Source organism: Micromonospora sp. NPDC000089 (assembly GCF_042899365.1).
Classification (GTDB): Bacteria; Actinomycetota; Actinomycetes; order Mycobacteriales; family Micromonosporaceae; genus Micromonospora.
In genome coordinates this window covers 74,968-90,746 of sequence record NZ_JBIAZT010000017.1, presented here as the reverse complement: position 1 = coordinate 90,746, position 15,779 = coordinate 74,968, and the positions used below count along the sequence as shown (strand labels likewise).

The 15,779-nt window shown below is 75.4% G+C and carries 18 protein-coding genes; 10 read left to right on the top strand and 8 right to left on the bottom strand.

The window, feature by feature from the left end:
• Positions 1–17 precede the first annotated feature (17 nt).
• Complete coding sequence (locus tag ACFY3U_RS24445; RefSeq protein ID WP_387205739.1) at positions 18–686, bottom strand: response regulator; 669 nt, start codon at positions 684–686, stop codon at positions 18–20.
• Complete coding sequence (locus ACFY3U_RS24440) at positions 683–1,768, bottom strand: sensor histidine kinase (protein ID WP_387205737.1); 1,086 nt, start codon at positions 1,766–1,768, stop codon at positions 683–685. The genes ACFY3U_RS24445 and ACFY3U_RS24440 overlap by 4 nt, the downstream gene beginning before the upstream one ends.
• 185 nt (positions 1,769–1,953) lie before the next feature.
• Here ACFY3U_RS24440 and ACFY3U_RS24435 point away from each other — a divergent pair, with 185 nt between their 5' ends.
• Both ACFY3U_RS24435 and ACFY3U_RS24430 read left to right on the top strand, forming a co-directional pair.
• The gene (locus ACFY3U_RS24435) at positions 1,954–2,370 is read left to right on the top strand and encodes a DUF6069 family protein (protein WP_387205735.1); all 417 of its coding nucleotides are present in this window, start codon (positions 1,954–1,956) and stop codon (positions 2,368–2,370) included.
• A gap of 158 nt (positions 2,371–2,528) precedes the next feature.
• Positions 2,529–3,062 carry a GNAT family N-acetyltransferase gene (locus ACFY3U_RS24430; protein WP_387205733.1) on the top strand — a complete coding sequence of 178 codons (534 nt, stop codon included), beginning with the start codon at positions 2,529–2,531 and terminating at the stop codon, positions 3,060–3,062.
• A 6-nt stretch (positions 3,063–3,068) separates the two neighbouring features.
• Here the strand turns inward: ACFY3U_RS24430 and ACFY3U_RS24425 are convergent, their stop codons facing one another.
• Positions 3,069–4,136, bottom strand: a complete 1,068-nt coding sequence (locus ACFY3U_RS24425; RefSeq protein WP_387205731.1) for a Gfo/Idh/MocA family oxidoreductase — start codon at positions 4,134–4,136, stop codon at positions 3,069–3,071.
• 121 nt (positions 4,137–4,257) lie between these two features.
• Here ACFY3U_RS24425 and ACFY3U_RS24420 point away from each other — a divergent pair, with 121 nt between their 5' ends.
• Both ACFY3U_RS24420 and rnhA read left to right on the top strand, forming a co-directional pair.
• Positions 4,258–5,451, top strand: coding sequence for a lycopene cyclase family protein (locus ACFY3U_RS24420; protein WP_387205729.1), 1,194 nt, complete (start codon positions 4,258–4,260; stop codon positions 5,449–5,451).
• A 57-nt stretch (positions 5,452–5,508) separates the two neighbouring features.
• Entirely contained in the window at positions 5,509–5,985 is a 477-nt protein-coding gene (rnhA, locus tag ACFY3U_RS24415; protein ID WP_387205727.1) for a ribonuclease HI, read from the top strand.
• 48 nt (positions 5,986–6,033) lie between these two features.
• Here rnhA and ACFY3U_RS24410 read toward each other — a convergent pair whose 3' ends face one another.
• Both ACFY3U_RS24410 and ACFY3U_RS24405 read right to left on the bottom strand, forming a co-directional pair.
• Positions 6,034–6,285: a hypothetical protein gene (locus ACFY3U_RS24410; RefSeq protein ID WP_387205725.1), complete on the bottom strand. Its 252-nt coding sequence runs from the start codon at positions 6,283–6,285 to the stop codon at positions 6,034–6,036.
• 44 nt (positions 6,286–6,329) lie between these two features.
• Complete coding sequence (locus ACFY3U_RS24405) at positions 6,330–7,271, bottom strand: pentapeptide repeat-containing protein (protein WP_387205723.1); 942 nt, start codon at positions 7,269–7,271, stop codon at positions 6,330–6,332.
• A gap of 120 nt (positions 7,272–7,391) precedes the next feature.
• Here ACFY3U_RS24405 and ACFY3U_RS24400 point away from each other — a divergent pair, with 120 nt between their 5' ends.
• Positions 7,392–7,994 (top strand): hypothetical protein, encoded by a 603-nt coding sequence (locus tag ACFY3U_RS24400; protein ID WP_387205721.1) that lies wholly within the window; start codon positions 7,392–7,394, stop codon positions 7,992–7,994.
• Between the two features lie 58 nt (positions 7,995–8,052).
• Here ACFY3U_RS24400 and ACFY3U_RS24395 read toward each other — a convergent pair whose 3' ends face one another.
• On the bottom strand, positions 8,053–9,033 hold the full coding sequence (locus ACFY3U_RS24395; protein ID WP_387205719.1) for a helix-turn-helix transcriptional regulator: 981 nt from the start codon (positions 9,031–9,033) through the stop codon (positions 8,053–8,055).
• A gap of 44 nt (positions 9,034–9,077) precedes the next feature.
• On the opposite strand from ACFY3U_RS24395, the gene ACFY3U_RS24390 reads away from it, so the two are divergent.
• Both ACFY3U_RS24390 and ACFY3U_RS24385 read left to right on the top strand, forming a co-directional pair.
• A complete protein-coding gene (locus ACFY3U_RS24390; protein ID WP_387205717.1) occupies positions 9,078–9,554 on the top strand; it encodes a hypothetical protein in 477 nt (158 codons plus the stop codon).
• Positions 9,555–9,611: 57 nt separating this feature from the next.
• Positions 9,612–9,884 carry a hypothetical protein gene (locus tag ACFY3U_RS24385; protein WP_387205715.1) on the top strand — a complete coding sequence of 91 codons (273 nt, stop codon included), beginning with the start codon at positions 9,612–9,614 and terminating at the stop codon, positions 9,882–9,884.
• Here ACFY3U_RS24385 and ACFY3U_RS24380 read toward each other — a convergent pair.
• The gene (locus ACFY3U_RS24380) at positions 9,868–10,533 is read right to left on the bottom strand and encodes a TetR/AcrR family transcriptional regulator (protein WP_387205713.1); all 666 of its coding nucleotides are present in this window, start codon (positions 10,531–10,533) and stop codon (positions 9,868–9,870) included. The genes ACFY3U_RS24385 and ACFY3U_RS24380 overlap by 17 nt on opposite strands.
• 113 nt (positions 10,534–10,646) lie before the next feature.
• On the opposite strand from ACFY3U_RS24380, the gene ACFY3U_RS24375 reads away from it, so the two are divergent.
• Genes ACFY3U_RS24375 through ACFY3U_RS24365 form a run of 3 tightly spaced genes read left to right on the top strand, consistent with a single transcriptional unit; the run spans position 10,647 to position 14,067 of the window.
• Positions 10,647–12,152: a flavin-containing monooxygenase gene (locus ACFY3U_RS24375; protein ID WP_387205711.1), complete on the top strand. Its 1,506-nt coding sequence runs from the start codon at positions 10,647–10,649 to the stop codon at positions 12,150–12,152.
• 53 nt (positions 12,153–12,205) lie between these two features.
• Complete coding sequence (locus ACFY3U_RS24370; protein ID WP_387205709.1) at positions 12,206–13,135, top strand: SDR family NAD(P)-dependent oxidoreductase; 930 nt, start codon at positions 12,206–12,208, stop codon at positions 13,133–13,135.
• Positions 13,132–14,067, top strand: a complete 936-nt coding sequence (locus tag ACFY3U_RS24365; RefSeq protein ID WP_387205707.1) for an alpha/beta fold hydrolase — start codon at positions 13,132–13,134, stop codon at positions 14,065–14,067. The genes ACFY3U_RS24370 and ACFY3U_RS24365 overlap by 4 nt, the downstream gene beginning before the upstream one ends.
• 31 nt (positions 14,068–14,098) lie before the next feature.
• Here the strand turns inward: ACFY3U_RS24365 and ACFY3U_RS24360 are convergent, their stop codons facing one another.
• Positions 14,099–15,544: a cryptochrome/photolyase family protein gene (locus tag ACFY3U_RS24360; RefSeq protein ID WP_387205705.1), complete on the bottom strand. Its 1,446-nt coding sequence runs from the start codon at positions 15,542–15,544 to the stop codon at positions 14,099–14,101.
• Positions 15,545–15,779 lie beyond the last annotated feature (235 nt).

Here is a 15,779-nt window from a genome sequence, read left to right as displayed (position 1 = left end):
CGCCCGACGCGACCCGCTCAGCGGGCCGGCGGGTCCGCCCGCACCAGCCCGGTCTCGTACGCGAAGACCACCGCCTGGACCCGGTCGCGCAGGCCGAGCTTGGCCAGGATCGCCGACAGGTGGGTCTTGACGGTGGCGGTGCTCAGGAACAACCGCTCGGCGATCTCGGCGTTGGACAGCGCCCGCGCGGTCAGCGTGAGCACCTCCACCTCCCGGGCGGTCAGCGCCCCGAGCCGGCCGGCGCCGAGCGGGGGCCCGGGCAGCCGGTCGGCGAACCGGTCCAGCAGCCGACGGGTCACCGTGGGGGCCAGCAGCGCGTCGCCGCGGGCGACCACCCGTACCGCCTCGGCCAGGTCGCCGGGGCGGGTGTCCTTGAGCAGGAAGGCGCTGGCCCCGGCGCGCAGCGCCGCGTACACCGGCTCGTCCAGGTCGAACGTGGTCAGCACGATGATCCGGGCCGGGTTGCCCGACGTGACCAGCTCGCGGGTGGCGGCGATGCCGTCCAGGCGGGGCATCCGCACGTCCATCAGCACCACCTCCGGGGCCAGCCTCCGGGTGAGGGCGACCGCCTCGATCCCGTCCGCGGCCTCGCCCACCACGGTCAGGTCCGGTCGCGCGTCGATGATCATGGCGAGGCCGGCCCGGACCAGGTCCTGGTCGTCGGCGATCACCACCCGGATCGTCATCGTCCCTCCCGGACGGGCAGCCGGGCGGCGACCCGGAACCCACCGCCGGGCAGCGGACCGGCGGCGAGCTCCCCGCCGAGCAGCCGGGCCCGCTCCCGCATGCCGGGGATGCCGTGCCCGTCCCGGGCGGTCAGCCGGCGGGGCGGCCCGGTGCCGTCGTCGACCACCTCGACCCGCAAGGTCTGGTCCGTGTAGCGGATCGTGACGTCGGCGTGCCGGGCCCGGCCGTGCCGCAGCGCGTTGGTCAGCGACTCCTGCACGATCCGGTACGCGGACAGCTCGACCCCCGCCGGCAGCGCCGAGGTCAGCCCGTCCCGGTGCAGGTCGACCCGCAGGCCGGCGTCGCGAACGGCGTCGGTGAGCGCGTCGAGCTCGGCCAGCCCGGGTTGCGGCGCGGTCGGGTCGTCGTCGGCGGTCAGGGTGTGCAGCACGGACCGCAGCTCGGTCAGCGTGGCCCGGGCCGCGGTGCCGATCGCGCCGAGCGCCGCGCGGGCCCGCTCGGGCCGCAGGTCGAACACGTCCTCGGCGGCAGCCGCCTGCACGGCGATCACCGAGACGTGGTGGGCCACCACGTCGTGCAGCTCGCGGGAGATCCGTTCCCGCTCCCGGGCCACGATCTGCCGGCGCCGCGCCTCCCGCCGCTGGACGGCGCCGCGCTGCAGCTCGCCGAGCGCCCAGCCGAGGCTCACCCCGGTCACCGCGAGCAGCAGGTCCCGCCAGCCGCCGGTGACCAGCTTCCACGGGGTCGGCGCGACCAGCAACGCCAGCACGGGTACGGAGACCCGCGGCGGGCGCAGCCGCGCGTAGTAGCTCAGCGGCACCGCCACCAGCCCCAACCAGCCCAGCTGCGGGCAGATCGCCTCCAGGCCGACCCCGGCCGCCACGGCCACCGCCAGGGCGTACTCCGGTCGGCGGGCGATCCAGAACGGACAGCCGGCCTGTGCCACGGCCAGCGCCACCCCGACGGCCGTCGCGACCGGGCCGCGGGCCGACGCGAGCAGCGCCACCAGCGCGACCGTGAGGATCACGCCGGCGATCGCGCCGTCGGCGAGCAGGCGGGTACGGAATCCGGAGAGGCACACACCCGGATGCTAGGCCGGGCACCGGCGACTCCTCATCGGCCGCGCGACGGAGATCGGGCGGGGGACTGGTCCGCCGGTCGTACCCGGGAACCCGTCCACGGCCCGATCCGACCGGCGCCCGCGCGGACCTACCGTCCCTCCAGTGCCGCCGCACCGGCGGCGGCCCGCCCGCGGAGGTCGCGACGATGAACACCCTCTCCATCGAATCCACCCGGGCGACCGCCCGTCGTCGGCAGCGTGCGCTGGCGGTGCTGGCCGCGACGGTGGCCGCCCTCCTGGTCTGGGTCGTGGCCGTCCCGCTGGCCGGGGTGGACCTGACCGTCCGCGCCGGCGGGGCGCAGCAGCAGGTCGGCCCGGTCGCGGTGGGGCTGACCGCCGCGCTCGCCGGTCTGGCCGGTTGGGCGCTGCTGGCCCTGCTGGAGCGGCTGACCCGCCGGGCCCGGGCGGTCTGGACCCGTATCGCGCTGGTGGTGCTGGTGGTGTCGCTGCTCGGCCCGCTGACCCGGGGCGTCGGCGCGGCGGCGACGGCGACGCTGGTGGCCCTGCACCTGGCCACGGCGGTGGTCGTGCCGGCGCTGCGGCGCACCGCTCGGGCGGCCTGAGCCGGGTCCGGTGCCCGCCGGTCGACGGGGGTCGGCGGGCACCGGACCGAGGCAGCTAGCCTCCTAGGATGCCATACGGGTGGTGAGGCACGCCGCGATGCCAACCGCCGCCAAAAAACGATGTGCGCCGGGGAAACAGCCGTCACTACGCTCGCCCGATGACCGAGCTGCGCACCGACCGGCTGACCCTGCGCGACTGGCGGGAGTCCGACCTGCCGGCCTGGGCGGCGATGAACGCCGACCCGGCGGTGCGGGAGTTCCTCGGCCCGGTGCTGACCTACCAGCAGTCGGCGGCGTCGATGCTGTCCTTCCAGGACGACCTCGACCGCAAGGGGTACGGCTTCTGGGCGGTCGAGCTACGCGACACCGGCGCGTTCATCGGCTTCACCGGCCTCGACGACGTGGACGAGGAGGTGCCGGTAACCGGCGTGGAGGTGGGCTGGCGGCTGGCCCGCGCGGCCTGGGGACACGGCTACGCCACGGAGGCCGCCCGGGCGGCGCTGCGCCACGGCTTCGACACCGTCGGCCTGCCCGAGATCGTGGCCATCACCACGGCGACCAATCTGCGCTCCCAGGCGGTGATGCGCCGGCTCGGCATGACCACCGACCCGGCCGACGACTTCGACGAGCTGGACGCCCCGGTCGGGCCGCTGCGCCGGCAGGTGGTCTACCGGCTCCGCCCCGGGGCGTGAGACGGCTCAGCCCCGGGGGACGTCCAGCACCTCGCCGGTGGCGGCGGCCCGGTGGGCCAGCTCGATCAGCGCCACCGTGTCCACCGCGTCCCGCGGGTCCACCGGCAGCGGCCCACCGTCGCGCAGCGCGGCCGCGAGCTGGGCGTAGAAGTCCCGGTAGCGGCCGGCCTCGGTGGGCACCGGGCGCAGCGCACCGTCCACGCCGAGCTGGCCGTACCGGTCCGGGGTGACCTCGCCGAAGCCCGGCGCGTCGGGCCGGCCGCCGTCGCGCAGCGCCGCCTCCTGCGGGTCCAGCCCGTACGTGGTGTAGGCGGCCCGGTCGCCGAGGATCCGCAGCCGGGGCCCGAGCTGGGCGGCGAGCGCGCCCATCCACAGGTGGGAGCGGACGCCGCCGGTGTGGGTGAGGGCCACGAACGCGTCGTCGTCGACCTGCGCGCCCGGCCGCCGCCGGTCCACCTCGGCGTAGAGGCTGCGCACCGGCCCGAACAGCTGCACCGCCTGGTCGACCAGGTGCGCGCCCAGGTCGTAGAGGGCGCCGCCGGCGTCCTCTACGCCGCCGCTCTCCCGCCAGCCCGGCTTGATCGCCGGCCGCCACCGCTCGAACCGGGACTCGAAGCGGTGCACCCGGCCCAGCTCGCCCCGCTCGATGAGCGCGCGGGCGGTCAGGAAGTCCCCGTCCCAGCGCCGGTTCTGGAACACCGTCACCGGTACGCCGAGCCGGTCGGCCTCGGCCAGCAGGGCGCGCCCGTCCGCGGCGGTCGGCGCGAGCGGCTTGTCCACCACCACCGGCAGCCCGGCGCGGACCGCGGCGAGCGCGTTCGGCACGTGCCACCGGTTGGGGCTGGCCACCACCACCAGGTCGAGCGCGTCCGGCGCCTTCCACAGCAGGTCCGGATCGTCGACCAGCCGGGCGTCGGGGTGCTCGCGGCGGACCTGTTCGCGGCGCTCCGGGTCGGCGGTGACCACGGCGTGCAGTCGCAGGCCGGGGGTGGCGGCGATCAGCGGGGCGTGGAACACCCGGCCGGCCACCCCGTACCCGAGCAGTCCGACCCGCAGTGCCGCCGACCTTGCCATGATGTCCTCCGCCTCGGTGTCCGTCCCGCGTTGCCGACACCGAACCTACGCCCGGGCCCGACCGGAGGAAGCCGCCGCCCTCGCAGAAGCTCGGGGAAGTCGATGTGGCAGCGTGCTCTCCGTGACCACCGGCGGACCGCTCGACGTCGACCTGGCCCTCGTCGGGGGCGGCGGCGCGGGTTCCCTGCTGCTGGCCGCCCTGGACCGGCATGACCTGCGCCGGTTGCGGATCGCCGTGGTCGACCCGGTGCGCAAGCGCGGCCAGGACCGCACCTGGGCCTTCTGGGGTACGCCGGGCGGCGACCTGGACCCGCTGCTGAGCGCGGGCTGGTCGACGGTGGAGGTGACCACCCCCGGCTGCCGGCGGCTGCTGGACCTGGCCCCGCTGCGGTACGCCATGCTGCGCTCCGCGCCGGTCTACCAGCGGGCCGCCGAGGCGGAGGAGCGGCTGGGCGTCACCCGGCTCGACGCGGCGGTCGGCGCGCTGGACGACGACGGCACGGCGGTCACCGTGCGGGACGCCGACGGGCAGGCGCTGCTGCGCGCCGGTTGGGTGCTGGACTCCCGCCCCCGTCCGCCGCGCCGCCCGGGGCGGACGAGCTGGTTGCAGCACTTCCGTGGCTGGTGGCTGGAGTCGGCCACCCCGGTGTTCGATCCGGCCCGCGCGGTGCTGATGGACTTCCGCACCCCGCAGCCGGCCCGGGGGGTCTCCTTCGGGTACGTGCTGCCGGTCAGCGACCGGTACGCCCTGGTGGAGTACACCGAGTTCTCCCCGGAGCTGCTCACCGACGCCGGGTACGACGCGGGGCTGCGCGGCTACGCCGACCTGCTCGGCCTGGACCTGGCCGCGCTGACGGTTCGGGAGGTGGAGGACGGGGTGATCCCGATGACCGACGCGCCGTTCGAGGCCCGCCCGTCGGCGCGGGTGGTCCGGCTCGGCACGGCCGGCGGGGCGACCCGACCGTCGACCGGGTTCACCTTCTCGGCCATGCACCGGCAGGCGGACCAGGTGGCCGCCGCGCTGGTCGCCGGCCGTCCGCCGGTGCCCCGGCCGGCGTACCCGGGGCGACACCGCTGGATGGACGCGGTGGCGTTGCGGGCGCTGGACTCCGGCGCGGTGGGTGGCCCGGAGTTCTTCGAGCGGCTGTTCGACCGTAATCCCGCGTCCCGGGTGCTGCGCTTCCTGGACGGCGCGACCAGCCCGGCGGAGGACCTGGCGGTGATGCGGTCCAGTCCGCTGCTGCCGATGACGTCGGCGGTGGTCGGCGACGCCGTCGGCCGGCTGCGCGCCCGGCTGTCCCCGCCGCGCGGCTGACCCGCGTCCGCCGCGCCGCTCCGGGCGGTGGCCGTACGGCCCGGTAGGTTCTGCGGCATGACGCAGGGGCAGGCCGGCAGGGCCGTGGAGATCTGGACCGACGGGGCGTGCAGCGGCAACCCCGGCCCGGGTGGCTGGGGGGCGGTGCTGCGGTACGGCGACCGGGAGCGGGAGATCTGCGGCGGGGAGGCCACCCCGACCACGAACAACCGGATGGAGCTGACCGCCGCGATCGAGGCGCTGGAGAGCCTGACCCGGCCGGTCACCGTGCGGCTGCACACCGACAGCACGTACGTGCGCAACGGCATCACCAGCTGGCTGGCGTCCTGGAAGCGCAACGGCTGGCTGACCTCCGCGCGGCAGCCGGTGAAGAACGCCGACCTGTGGCAGCGGCTGGAGGCGGCCTGCGCCCGGCACGAGGTGTCCTGGCACTGGGTGAAGGGGCACAACGGGCACCCGGAGAACGAACGGGCCGACGGGTTGGCCAACCGGGGGATGACCGAGGCGCGGGCGGCGGCGGTGGGCGGCCGCTGACGCGTCGGGCCCGGCCGCACGACGTCGGCCGGGCCCGGCTGTGGTCGGTCATTCGGTGGGCGGGTTGTCCGCCTCGTCCTGGGAGGGGTCGGCGGCGCCGGAGACCGCGTTCACGTCGTAGCCGGCGCGGCTGGTCTCGCGGGCGGACAGGCGGTCCTCGATCGGCTCGTCCTCGGCGAGGTCGTCGCCAGTTTCGGCGGTGCGCAGGGAGTCGCCCGGCGGGCGCAGGGACGCCTCGTACGCCGGCACGCCGTCCGGCTCGTCGGTGCTGGCCCGGTCGGTGGGTCGTTCATCGGTCATGCCTGCTTGTCTGCCCGCCTGGCCGGCCGGCAAACCCTCATCGGTCAGCGCCGCCAGCCCCGCGCCCGTCGGGCCGGGGCGGCGCGCTGCACCGGGGTCAGGGTGAGGCCGGGCCAGTGCCCGGGGTGGCGCAGCGCCGGGGGCAGCTCGGTGCGCCGGTCGCCGCGGGCCGCGTCGAGCTGGGACTGGTGCAGGAACAGCGTCCGGGACAGGTCCGCCCCGCGCAGGTCCGTCCCGCGCAGGTCCGCCCCGGTGACGTCGGCCAGCCGCAGGTCCGCGCCGCGCAGGTCCGCGCCGACCAGCACCGCGCCGCGCAGGTTGGCTCCGACCAGGCGTACGCCCCGCAGGTCCGCGCCGATCAGCGCGGCGCCCCGCCGGTCGGGGCCGTCGGTGCCGGCCCGGGCCAGCTCGCTGGCGGCGGACAGCAGCGGGTTGACCCGGCCGCGGTGCGCGTCCACGTCGACCGCGCCCAGCTGCTCGGCGGTGCCGGCGGTGAGTCGCCGGGTGTCGTCGAGGGCGGTGTGCAGGCGGTCACGCAGGTCACCGGCGGGAGTGAGGGCGGCGGCCTCGGTGAGGTACCAGAGCAGTTCGTGCAGCGGTCGCATGACGGTGAAGGCGGCGAACATCGCCGTGGCGGTGGCTGGGTCGTCCCGCCAGTCCCGCCCGCCGAAGGTGCCCTGGGTGACCTGCTGGCCGGCGCCGAAGCAGTCGAAGACCGTGCAGCCGGGAAAGCCCCGCTCCCGCAGCCGGTCGTGGATGCCGCAGTGGGAGTCGGCGCGCAGGTTCGGGCAGGGCCGGCCGGCCGGCTTGTCGAGGGCGAAGTCGGCGGAGGCGGCGAAGGCCGGGGCGACGCAGCACAGCCCCACGCAGCGGGCGCAGTCGGCGCGCAGCGGGGTGCCGGTCGGGGGCGTTTCGGGCACGGTGGGTGGTCTCCTGCCGATCGGGTGGTTCGCCGGGCCCGGCTCGGCCGGACCCACGCTGGCCATTGTCCGTCACCCCGTCGGGCGACCGGGGCGGGTGCCCGGGGCGGCTGTCTGATTCCGGCCCGCCGGGCGCCGGCCGCTTCGTATGGTGGGCTCAGTCGAGGCAGCCGGGGGTCGCGGAGGATGGACGACAGCGAGCGGAAGCAGGCCCTGCTGACCGCGCTGACCACCGAGCACTTCGTGCTGCAGACGTCCCGGGGCGCGACCATCGCCGAGTCGGTGGGCCGGGCCACGGTGTTCCTGACTCTGCTGTCGGCGGCCCTGGTCGGGCTCGGGTTCGTCTCCAGCAGCGCGCAGCTGATCCGGCCGTACCTGGGTGCGGTGCTGCCCACCCTGATCATCACCGGCCTGCTGACCTTCCTGCGGCTGGTGGACACCATGGTGGAGAACTCGTTGGCGTTGCAGCGGGTGCAGCGGATCCGCGGGTACTACCACCGGGAGTTCGGCGCCGGGCACGACTTCTTCGTCGATGCGGTCGCCGACGAGGACGTGGCCCGTTCGGCGTGGCGGGCGGTCGGCGTCCGTCCCGGCAAGTGGCAGTTGCTGCTCACCACCGGGGCGATGATCGGGGCGGTGAACGCCCTGCTGATCGGGGCCGGGGTGGCACTGCTGCTCGGGCTCGTCATCGGCCCGGCGCCGGCGATCGTGGCGGGGGTGGCGGCCGCGGTGGTTTCCTTCGCGGTGCACTACTGGTTCATCAACCGGCGGGCGATCTCCGGGGTGTGACGCCACCGCCGGCCGTGACGGCGCGGCGGCGGTCGGCACCGAGGGCGCCGTGCGCCCGTCAGTCCGGCGGGTCGGGGGAGTACAGCGCGGCCAGGCCGGCGGCCGTCTCGGCCAGCATCGCCCGCAGTCGCGCGGGCGCCAGGACCTCGACCTGGGCGCCCAGTCGTAGCAGGTCGCCGTGGGCGTGGGTGAGCGACTCGATCGGCACCACGGCGGTCACCCAGCCGTGGCCGTCCGGCGGGCCGGCGCTGTCCCGCGCCGCCGCCACGACCAGGTCGCTGGCCACCTCCCGCAGGCGGTCCCAGCCCTGCGGGGAGAGCCGGATGGTGGCCTCGTCGCGGTGCAGTCGGGCCCGGAAGTCGGCGACATGGACGCGCCACCAGCCGGCCAGGTCGAAGTCGGTCGGTCGGTCGAACGTCTCCGCCAGGGTGGTCAGCGCCAGGATCTGGTTGACCCGGTAGCTGGCCGGGCCGCGCCCGGCGTCGGCCACCACGTACCAGCGGCCACCCTTGAGCACCAGGCCGTACGGGGCCAGCACGGTGCTCGACTCGCCCCGCCAGCTGCGGTAGCGGACCCGCACCCGGTGCTGCCGCCAGACCGCCTCGGCGGTGGGCGCCAGGTACGGCGAGGCGTCCCCGTCGGAGTACCAGTGGGGGGCGTCCAGGTGGAACCGTTGCCGTAACGCGTCCGCCCGGTCCCGCAGCTGCGGTGGCAGCGCCGCGTCCAGCTTCAGCTGCAGGGCGGCCACCACGGCCCCGTAGCCCAGCTCGGCCGCCGGCCCGGGCAGCCCGGTGAGGAACAGTCGCTCGGCCTCCTCGGTGGTCAGCCCGGTCAACCGGGTACGCCAGCCGTCCACCAGCCGGTAGCCACCGGCGTGCCCGGCCTCGCCGTACAGCGGGATGCCGGCGGCGTGCAGCGACTCGACGTCCCGGTAGACGGTGCGGGTGGAGACCTCCAGCCGCGCGGCGAGCTGCTCGGCCGTCAGCCGGCCGTGGGTCTGCAGCAGCAGCAACAGGGACAGCAGGCGACCGGCGCGCATTCCACTGACAGTAGCTGTCAGGGGAGTCGTCCTACCGTCCCGGCATGCCCTTTCACGACAAGCAGCTGCGGGTGGCCGGTGCGACCGAGGTCGCCGGCCGCCGGCTCAAGCGCTACCGGATCGACCAGCCCGACCAGCCGCTCACCCCGGAGGTGGAGCGGGCCGCCGAAGCAGTCCTGCCCACCCTGGTGCCGACCGCGGACGACGGCACCCCGCCGGCCGGCTGGGTGGTGTTGCACCGTGGCGCGGACACCGGCGCCTACCTGCTGGCGTACACCTGGTTCTTCGACAACGTGGTGGAGTGCCGGACCGCGGTCGCCGGGCAGCCGGCGATCGGCTGCCCGGACGACGACCCGACGCGGTTCGTGCCGCTGGACCGGCCCGGCGTGGGCTGCGTCTGGGAGCTCGGGGTGTTCGAGCACGAGCGGTCAGCCTGGATCCGGCACGTCCTCGCCCCCGACCGGCCCGACCTGGACGGCTACCTGGCCGACCTCCGGCCGGAAGGGCCGGTGGGCCGGTGAGCGGCGACTTCGACTTCTTCGTCGGCAGGTGGGACGTGGTGAGCCGGCGCCTGGCTCGTGCGCATCCTCGACCCGGCCCGGCAGGAGTGGTCGATCTACTGGATGAACAGCCGGCGCGGAGTGCTGGAGGTGCCGCCGATGGTCGGCCGGTTCACCGACGGGGTGGGCACCTTCTTCGGCGACGACACCGACGACGGCCAGCCGGTCCGCTGCCGGTTCGTCTGCTCCGGCGTCACCGATCGCGCCTGCCGCTGGGAACAGGCGTTCTCCACCGACGGCGAGCGCACCTGGGAGACGAACTGGACGATGGACTTCACGCGGACGGGCTGACCGGGGGCGCGGTGCTGCGGTAGATCGCGGTCAGCCAGACCTCGAGCAGCACGTCCACCACGTCCCGCTCGGCGACCGCGGGACCGTCGCCCGCGAAGGTGGCGTACCAGACCCGTTCGTTCATGGAGTTCAACGCGATGGCGAGGTCCCGGGCGGGCACTCCGGCCGGGGCCGCGCCGCGGATCCGCTCACCCTCGATCGCCGCCTCGACCGCCTGCACCCAGCGCTCCAGCACGTTGGCCCAGAGCCGGCGTACCTCCGGATTGGCGCCCCGGACCTGGGCGCAGGCCAGCACCACCGCGCGGTGGCCGCCGAAGGTGGCGTGGAACCGGTCGATCAGCTCGCGCCAGCGGGCGCGCGGATCCTCGGCCAGCCGGTCGAGCGCGTCGCCGGCGGCGGCGTCGGCCTCCTCGGTGACCCGGTCGAGCAGGGTGAGCAGCACCGCGTCCTTGGACGGGAAGTAGAAGTAGAACGAGGGCCGGGAGATGCCGGCCCCCCGGGCCAGGTCGTCGATGGAGATCTCGGCGAAGGCGCGCTCGGCGAGCAGCCGCTCGGCGGTGCCGAGGATGGCCAGCTCACGCTCGTCGCCGGCGGAGCGCCTGGCCCGCCGGCCACGCCCCGTCCCGGCCGGCGTGCGGGCGGTCGTCATGGCCGTGGATGTTACACCGGCTCGACGCGGTGTCGACCGGTCTCGACAGGGTGTTGACGGACGTCGACGGTGGTGGATAGTGTCCGATCCTCTGCCTCGATCCGGGAGATGCCATGGCCTCCGATCACGTGGACGTGCTCATCGTCGGGGCCGGCCTGTCCGGCGTCGGCGCGGCCGTGCACCTGCGCCGCAACTGCCCCGACAAGACGTACGCGGTCCTCGAGGCTCGCGGCGCGATCGGCGGCACCTGGGACCTGTTCCGCTACCCGGGCATCCGCTCCGACTCGGACATGTACACCCTGGGCTACTCGTTCAAGCCGTGGACCAACCCGAAGGCGATCGCCGACGGCGAGTCGATCCGTGAGTACGTCCGGGCAACCGCCCGGGAGTACGGGGTCGACGAGCACATCCGCTTCCACCACCGGGTGGTCCGCGCCGAGTGGGACAGCGCGACCGCCCGGTGGACGGTGACCGCCCGGCGCGACGACACCGCCGAGGAGACCACGCTCACCTGCGCGTTCCTGTTCACCTGCTCCGGCTACTACCGCTACGACTCCGGCTACACGCCGCAGTTCCCGGGTGTCGACCGGTACGCCGGCACGCTGGTGCACCCGCAGCACTGGCCCGAGGACCTGGACCACACCGGCAAGCGGGTGGTGGTGATCGGCAGCGGCGCCACCGCGGTGACCCTGGTGCCGGCGATGGCCGAGCGGGCCGCCCACGTCACCATGCTGCAACGCTCGCCGACGTACGTCATCTCGCTGCCCTCGCGCGACGCGCTCGCCGACGCGCTGCGCCGCCGGCTGCCGGAGAAGGTCGTCTACCCGGTGGTGCGCTGGAAGAACGTGCTGCTCGGCACCGCCAACTTCCAGCTCAGCCGGCGCGCCCCGAAGGTGGTCAAGGGGCTGCTGCGCCGGGCCGCCAAGGGCCGGCTGCCGGTCGGGTACGACGTGGACCGGCACTTCTCGCCCCGCTACGACCCGTGGGACCAGCGGCTCTGCGTGGTGCCCGACGGCGACCTGTTCGACGCGGTGAAGGCCGGCCGCGCCTCGGTGGTCACCGACACCGTCGACACCTTCACTGAGACCGGCATCCGGCTCGGCTCCGGCGAGGAGTTGCCGGCCGACGTGGTCGTCACCGCCACCGGGCTGAACCTGCTCGCCTTCGGCGGGATGACCATCGCCGTGGACGGCGTCGACGTCGACCTGGGCGGGACGGTCGCGTACAAGGGCATGATGCTCTCCGGGGTGCCGAACTTCGCCATGACCATCGGCTACACCAACGCCTCCTGGACGTTGAAGGCCGACCTGGTCGCCACCTACGTCTGCCGGCTGCTGCGGCACCTGGACGCCACCGGCCAGCAGATCGTCACCCCGCTCGCGCCCACCGACGGCGATCTGGAGCCGATCATCGACCTGAAGTCCGGGTACGTGCTGCGCAGCGTCGACGCGCTGCCCAAGCAGGGCGCGCGGGCCCCGTGGCGGCTGTACCAGAACTACGCTCGCGACGTCGTGCTGATGCGGCACGGCCGGCTCACCGACGAAGGCGTCCGGTTCTCCCGGGCGACGTCGGCACCGTCCACCCGGGACGCCCGCACCGAGGACGCCCCGGTCGGCTGACGATCCACCACCGCACCACCACCCTGGCACCACCCGCGCAGCAAGGAGGCCGCGTGCGACCGTTCGACTTCCGCGCCGGGACCGCAGTGGTCACCGGCGCCGCCAGCGGAATAGGGGAGGCCGTCGCGCACGGCCTCGCCGCCCGCGGCAGCAACCTGGTCCTGCTCGACCGGGACGACGCCCGGCTCGACACGGTGGCCGCCGCCGTCCGCGCCGACCACCCCGACCTGCGGGTGGACACCCACGTGGTCGACCTCGGCGACCGGGCGGCCACCGCCCGGGTGGCCACCGAGGTGCTGGCCGCGCACCCACGGATCCGGCTGCTGGTGAACAACGCCGGGGTCGCCCTCGGCGGCCGCTTCGACCAGGTCAACCTGGACGAGTTCAACTGGCTGCTGGAGATCAACCTGCACGCCGTGGTGCAGCTGACCCACGCGCTGCTGCCGGCGCTCAAGGCCGAGCCGGGCGCCCACCTGGTGAACGTCTCCAGCCTCTTCGGGCTGATCGCCCCGGCCGGCCAGGCCGCCTACTCGACCAGCAAGTTCGCCGTGCGCGGCTTCACCGAGGCGCTGCGCCACGAACTGGCCGACGACGGGATCGGCGTGACGTCGGTGCACCCGGGCGGTATCGCCACCCGGATCGCCCGCGACGCGCGGGTCGGCAGCGGCGTGGCCGCCGAGGAGTACCAGACCGGGCTGCGCCAGTTCGAGCGGCTGCTGTCCATCCCGCCCGCGCGGGCCGCCGAGGTGATCCTGCGCGGCGTGCGGCGGCGCCGCGGCCGGGTGCTGATCGGCTGGTCGGCGAAGTTGCCCGACCTGCTGGCCCGGGTCGCTCCGGCGTCGTACCACCGGGTGCTGGCGTTCGGGCTCAACGCCGGCGCGGCCGGTCCGGCCCGGGCCGCGACCGCCCGGCCGGTCGGGGCGGCCGACACCGCGACCGCCCGGCCGGTCCTCACCGACGCCACCGCGGCGGACGCCGCATGAGCGAGCGCACCGAGCGAAGCGAGGGCAACGAGCGCATGCCCAGCCAGCACCGCGTGAGCGCCGCGACGCCGCCCGGGCCGCGGCACGTCACGGTCGACGGCCGCCGGGTCCGGCACCGGATCGACGGCGACGGGCCGCCGGTGGTGCTGCTGCACGGCATCGGCCGTACGCTGCGCGACTTCACCGACCAGCACGAGCTGCTCGCCCAGCGGTTCCGGGTGCACAGCGTGGACCTGCCCGGGCACGGCGGTTCGCTGCCCGCCGCCGGCCCGGCCACCCTGCCCGCGCTGGGTCGGTTCCTCGGCCACTACCTCGACGCGGTCGGCGTGCGCCGGCCGGCGCACCTGGTCGGCAACTCCCTCGGCGGCGCGGTGGCGATGCGGTTCGCCGCCACCGAACCGGGCCGGGTGGCCAGCCTGACCCTGGTCGACAGCGCCGGCTTCGGGCCGGAGGTGAGCATCTTCCTGCGGCTGCTGGCGGTGCGCCCGCTGGCCGGGCTGCTGCTGCGTCCCCGGCACTCGACCGCCCGCCGGGTGGAGCGGGCCATCTTCCACGACCCGGCGTACGCCACCGACGAGCGGATCGCGGACGCCCTGGAGACGGCCCGCCAGCCGTACGCCGGGCGGGTGGTCCGGGATCTCGTCCGCGACCTGGGCACCTTCCGCGGCATCCGGGCGCCGTGGCGCGACGAGCTGCTCACCGAGGTGGCCAGGCACGACATCCCGACCCTGGTGGTCTGGGGCGAGCGGGACCTGATCCTGCCCGCCGCGCACCTGGACGCCGCCCGGCAGCGGCTGCCCCGGGCCCGCACCCACCTGTTCCCCGACTGCGGGCACATGCCGCAGATCGAGCGCCGCGAGGAGTTCCACGAGCTGCTGGTGGACTTCCTCGCCGAGGCCGGCGACCGACCCGTCCGGCTGCGTACCGGCTGAGCGGCGCGCACCCCGCCCCGGCGCCCCGGCGTCAGGGCGGGGTGCTGCCGCGCTTCTCCTCCTGGGCCAGCACCTCGTCCCGGCGCTGCGGGTCGTCCCGGGCGGCCAGCTCGGCGGCGAGCCGCGGGTCGGCGGCCAGCTTCTCCCGGTTGCGGTGCAGGAACGCCTCGAAGCCCCCGGTGTACGGGCAGGCCAGATCGCCCAGCGCCCGCTCCGGCTGGTACCGGCAGCCGGAGCAGTAGTCGCTGAGCTCGTCGACGTACCGGCCGTCCACGGCGTACGGGCGGGTGTCCACCCGGGCCAGGTCGGCGTACTGACTCATCCCGATCACCGTCGTGTTCATCACCCAGTGAGTGCCGTCCACGAAGGACCGTTGGAACCAGTCCGCCAGCTCGGTCGGGCGCCACCCGCGCTGCAGCGCGTAATTGCCGAGCACCAGCAGCCGCTGGGCGTGGTGCGCCCAGGCCCGGTCGCGTACCCCGGCGAGCACGTCGGACAGGCAGCGCGCCTCCACCGCGTCGGCGTCCAGCTCGACGAACCAGTCCGGCAGCGGCTCGGTCGCGGCCAGCCAGTTGGCGCCCCGGAAGCGCGGCTCGAAGTACCAGTACAGCTGCCAGAGGAACTCCCGCCAGCCGAGCAGCCCGCGGACGAACGCCTCCACCGCGGACGGTGGGGCGGCGCCGTCCCGCCCGGCCGCCTCCGCCCGGCGGATCGCCGGCTCCGGGTGCAGCAGCCCGAGATTGAACGAGGACGACAGCAGCCCGTGTGCGAGCAGCGGGTCGTCGGCGCTCATCACGTCCCCGAACCGGCCGTACTCCGGCAGCCGGTGGGCCAGGAAGTGGTCCAGCCGGGCCTGCGCCTCCGCGTGCGTGGCGGGGTAGCCGCGCGGCGCGTCCCGGCCGACGAACCGCACCCCGTCGCGCTCCCAGCGGTCCAGGTCGGCGCGGACCCGCGCGTCGATCTCGTCCTCCACGATCGGCGGCGGCGGGGGCGCCTCCAGCGGGCGGGACCGGACCGCGGCCCGGGGTCGCCCGGCCGAGGCCGGCCCTACCAGCACGTGGTGGCGGCGGGCGTGCCGGTAGAAGTCGGCCAGCCGCAGCTGCCCGCGTCGGCCGCCGTCCGCCCAGGCGGCGAAGTCGGCCATGTCGGTGACGAAGCCCCGGGGCGGCAGCACGGTCACCCGGTCGATCGAGCGGGCCAGGCGCAGCGCGGACCGGGTGGTGGGGTGGCAGACCTCCACCGGGCCGGGCACCTCGGCCAGCGCCTCCCGGAAGGTGCCGGTGCGCAGCACGGTGGCCCGGTCGCCGAGCTCGGCGGCGCGGTGTCGCAGCGCGCTGAGGATCAGGTGGGCCTTCTGCCGGTGCAGCGGCCGGCGCCGGAACAGCTCGGCCGCCTCGATCAGCAGCACCGATTGGTCTTCGTCGTCCAGGAAGTGCGGTCCGAGTTGGTCGGCGAGCAGCCACCGGTGGGGAGACATCAGTCAATTGTGCCGAGTCGACGGTGCACGCGCATTGTCGCCCCGCGGGCGTGTCGTGTGCCGACCGCCTCCCGCCGCGGTGCCGGCCTGGTCTGGGCGATGGCCGCCTTGGCGGTCGCCGCCCGGCGGGAGAGCCGGCCGCCGTACCGGTCGGTGCCGTTCGGGGTTGAGCCGGGCCGGCCGGGGCGATCGGCGGTAGGTTCTCGTGGACGTGTTCGCACCGCGGTCAGGAGGA

What these genes read in the sequence shown, in the direction of transcription:
- ACFY3U_RS24445 (WP_387205739.1), bottom strand. Translation starts at nt 686, where the DNA reads ATGACGATCCGGGTGGTGATCGCCGACGACCAGGACCTGGTCCGGGCC.
- ACFY3U_RS24435 (WP_387205735.1), top strand. Translation starts at nt 1,954, where the DNA reads ATGAACACCCTCTCCATCGAATCCACCCGGGCGACCGCCCGTCGTCGG.
- ACFY3U_RS24430 (WP_387205733.1), top strand. Translation starts at nt 2,529, where the DNA reads ATGACCGAGCTGCGCACCGACCGGCTGACCCTGCGCGACTGGCGGGAG.
- ACFY3U_RS24425 (WP_387205731.1), bottom strand. Translation starts at nt 4,136, where the DNA reads ATGGCAAGGTCGGCGGCACTGCGGGTCGGACTGCTCGGGTACGGGGTG.
- rnhA (WP_387205727.1), top strand. Translation starts at nt 5,509, where the DNA reads ATGACGCAGGGGCAGGCCGGCAGGGCCGTGGAGATCTGGACCGACGGG.
- ACFY3U_RS24410 (WP_387205725.1), bottom strand. Translation starts at nt 6,285, where the DNA reads ATGACCGATGAACGACCCACCGACCGGGCCAGCACCGACGAGCCGGAC.
- ACFY3U_RS24405 (WP_387205723.1), bottom strand. Translation starts at nt 7,271, where the DNA reads ATGGCCAGCGTGGGTCCGGCCGAGCCGGGCCCGGCGAACCACCCGATC.
- ACFY3U_RS24400 (WP_387205721.1), top strand. Translation starts at nt 7,392, where the DNA reads ATGGACGACAGCGAGCGGAAGCAGGCCCTGCTGACCGCGCTGACCACC.
- ACFY3U_RS24395 (WP_387205719.1), bottom strand. Translation starts at nt 9,033, where the DNA reads ATGCGCGCCGGTCGCCTGCTGTCCCTGTTGCTGCTGCTGCAGACCCAC.
- ACFY3U_RS24390 (WP_387205717.1), top strand. Translation starts at nt 9,078, where the DNA reads ATGCCCTTTCACGACAAGCAGCTGCGGGTGGCCGGTGCGACCGAGGTC.
- ACFY3U_RS24380 (WP_387205713.1), bottom strand. Translation starts at nt 10,533, where the DNA reads ATGACGACCGCCCGCACGCCGGCCGGGACGGGGCGTGGCCGGCGGGCC.
- ACFY3U_RS24375 (WP_387205711.1), top strand. Translation starts at nt 10,647, where the DNA reads ATGGCCTCCGATCACGTGGACGTGCTCATCGTCGGGGCCGGCCTGTCC.
- ACFY3U_RS24365 (WP_387205707.1), top strand. Translation starts at nt 13,132, where the DNA reads ATGAGCGAGCGCACCGAGCGAAGCGAGGGCAACGAGCGCATGCCCAGC.
- ACFY3U_RS24360 (WP_387205705.1), bottom strand. Translation starts at nt 15,544, where the DNA reads ATGTCTCCCCACCGGTGGCTGCTCGCCGACCAACTCGGACCGCACTTC.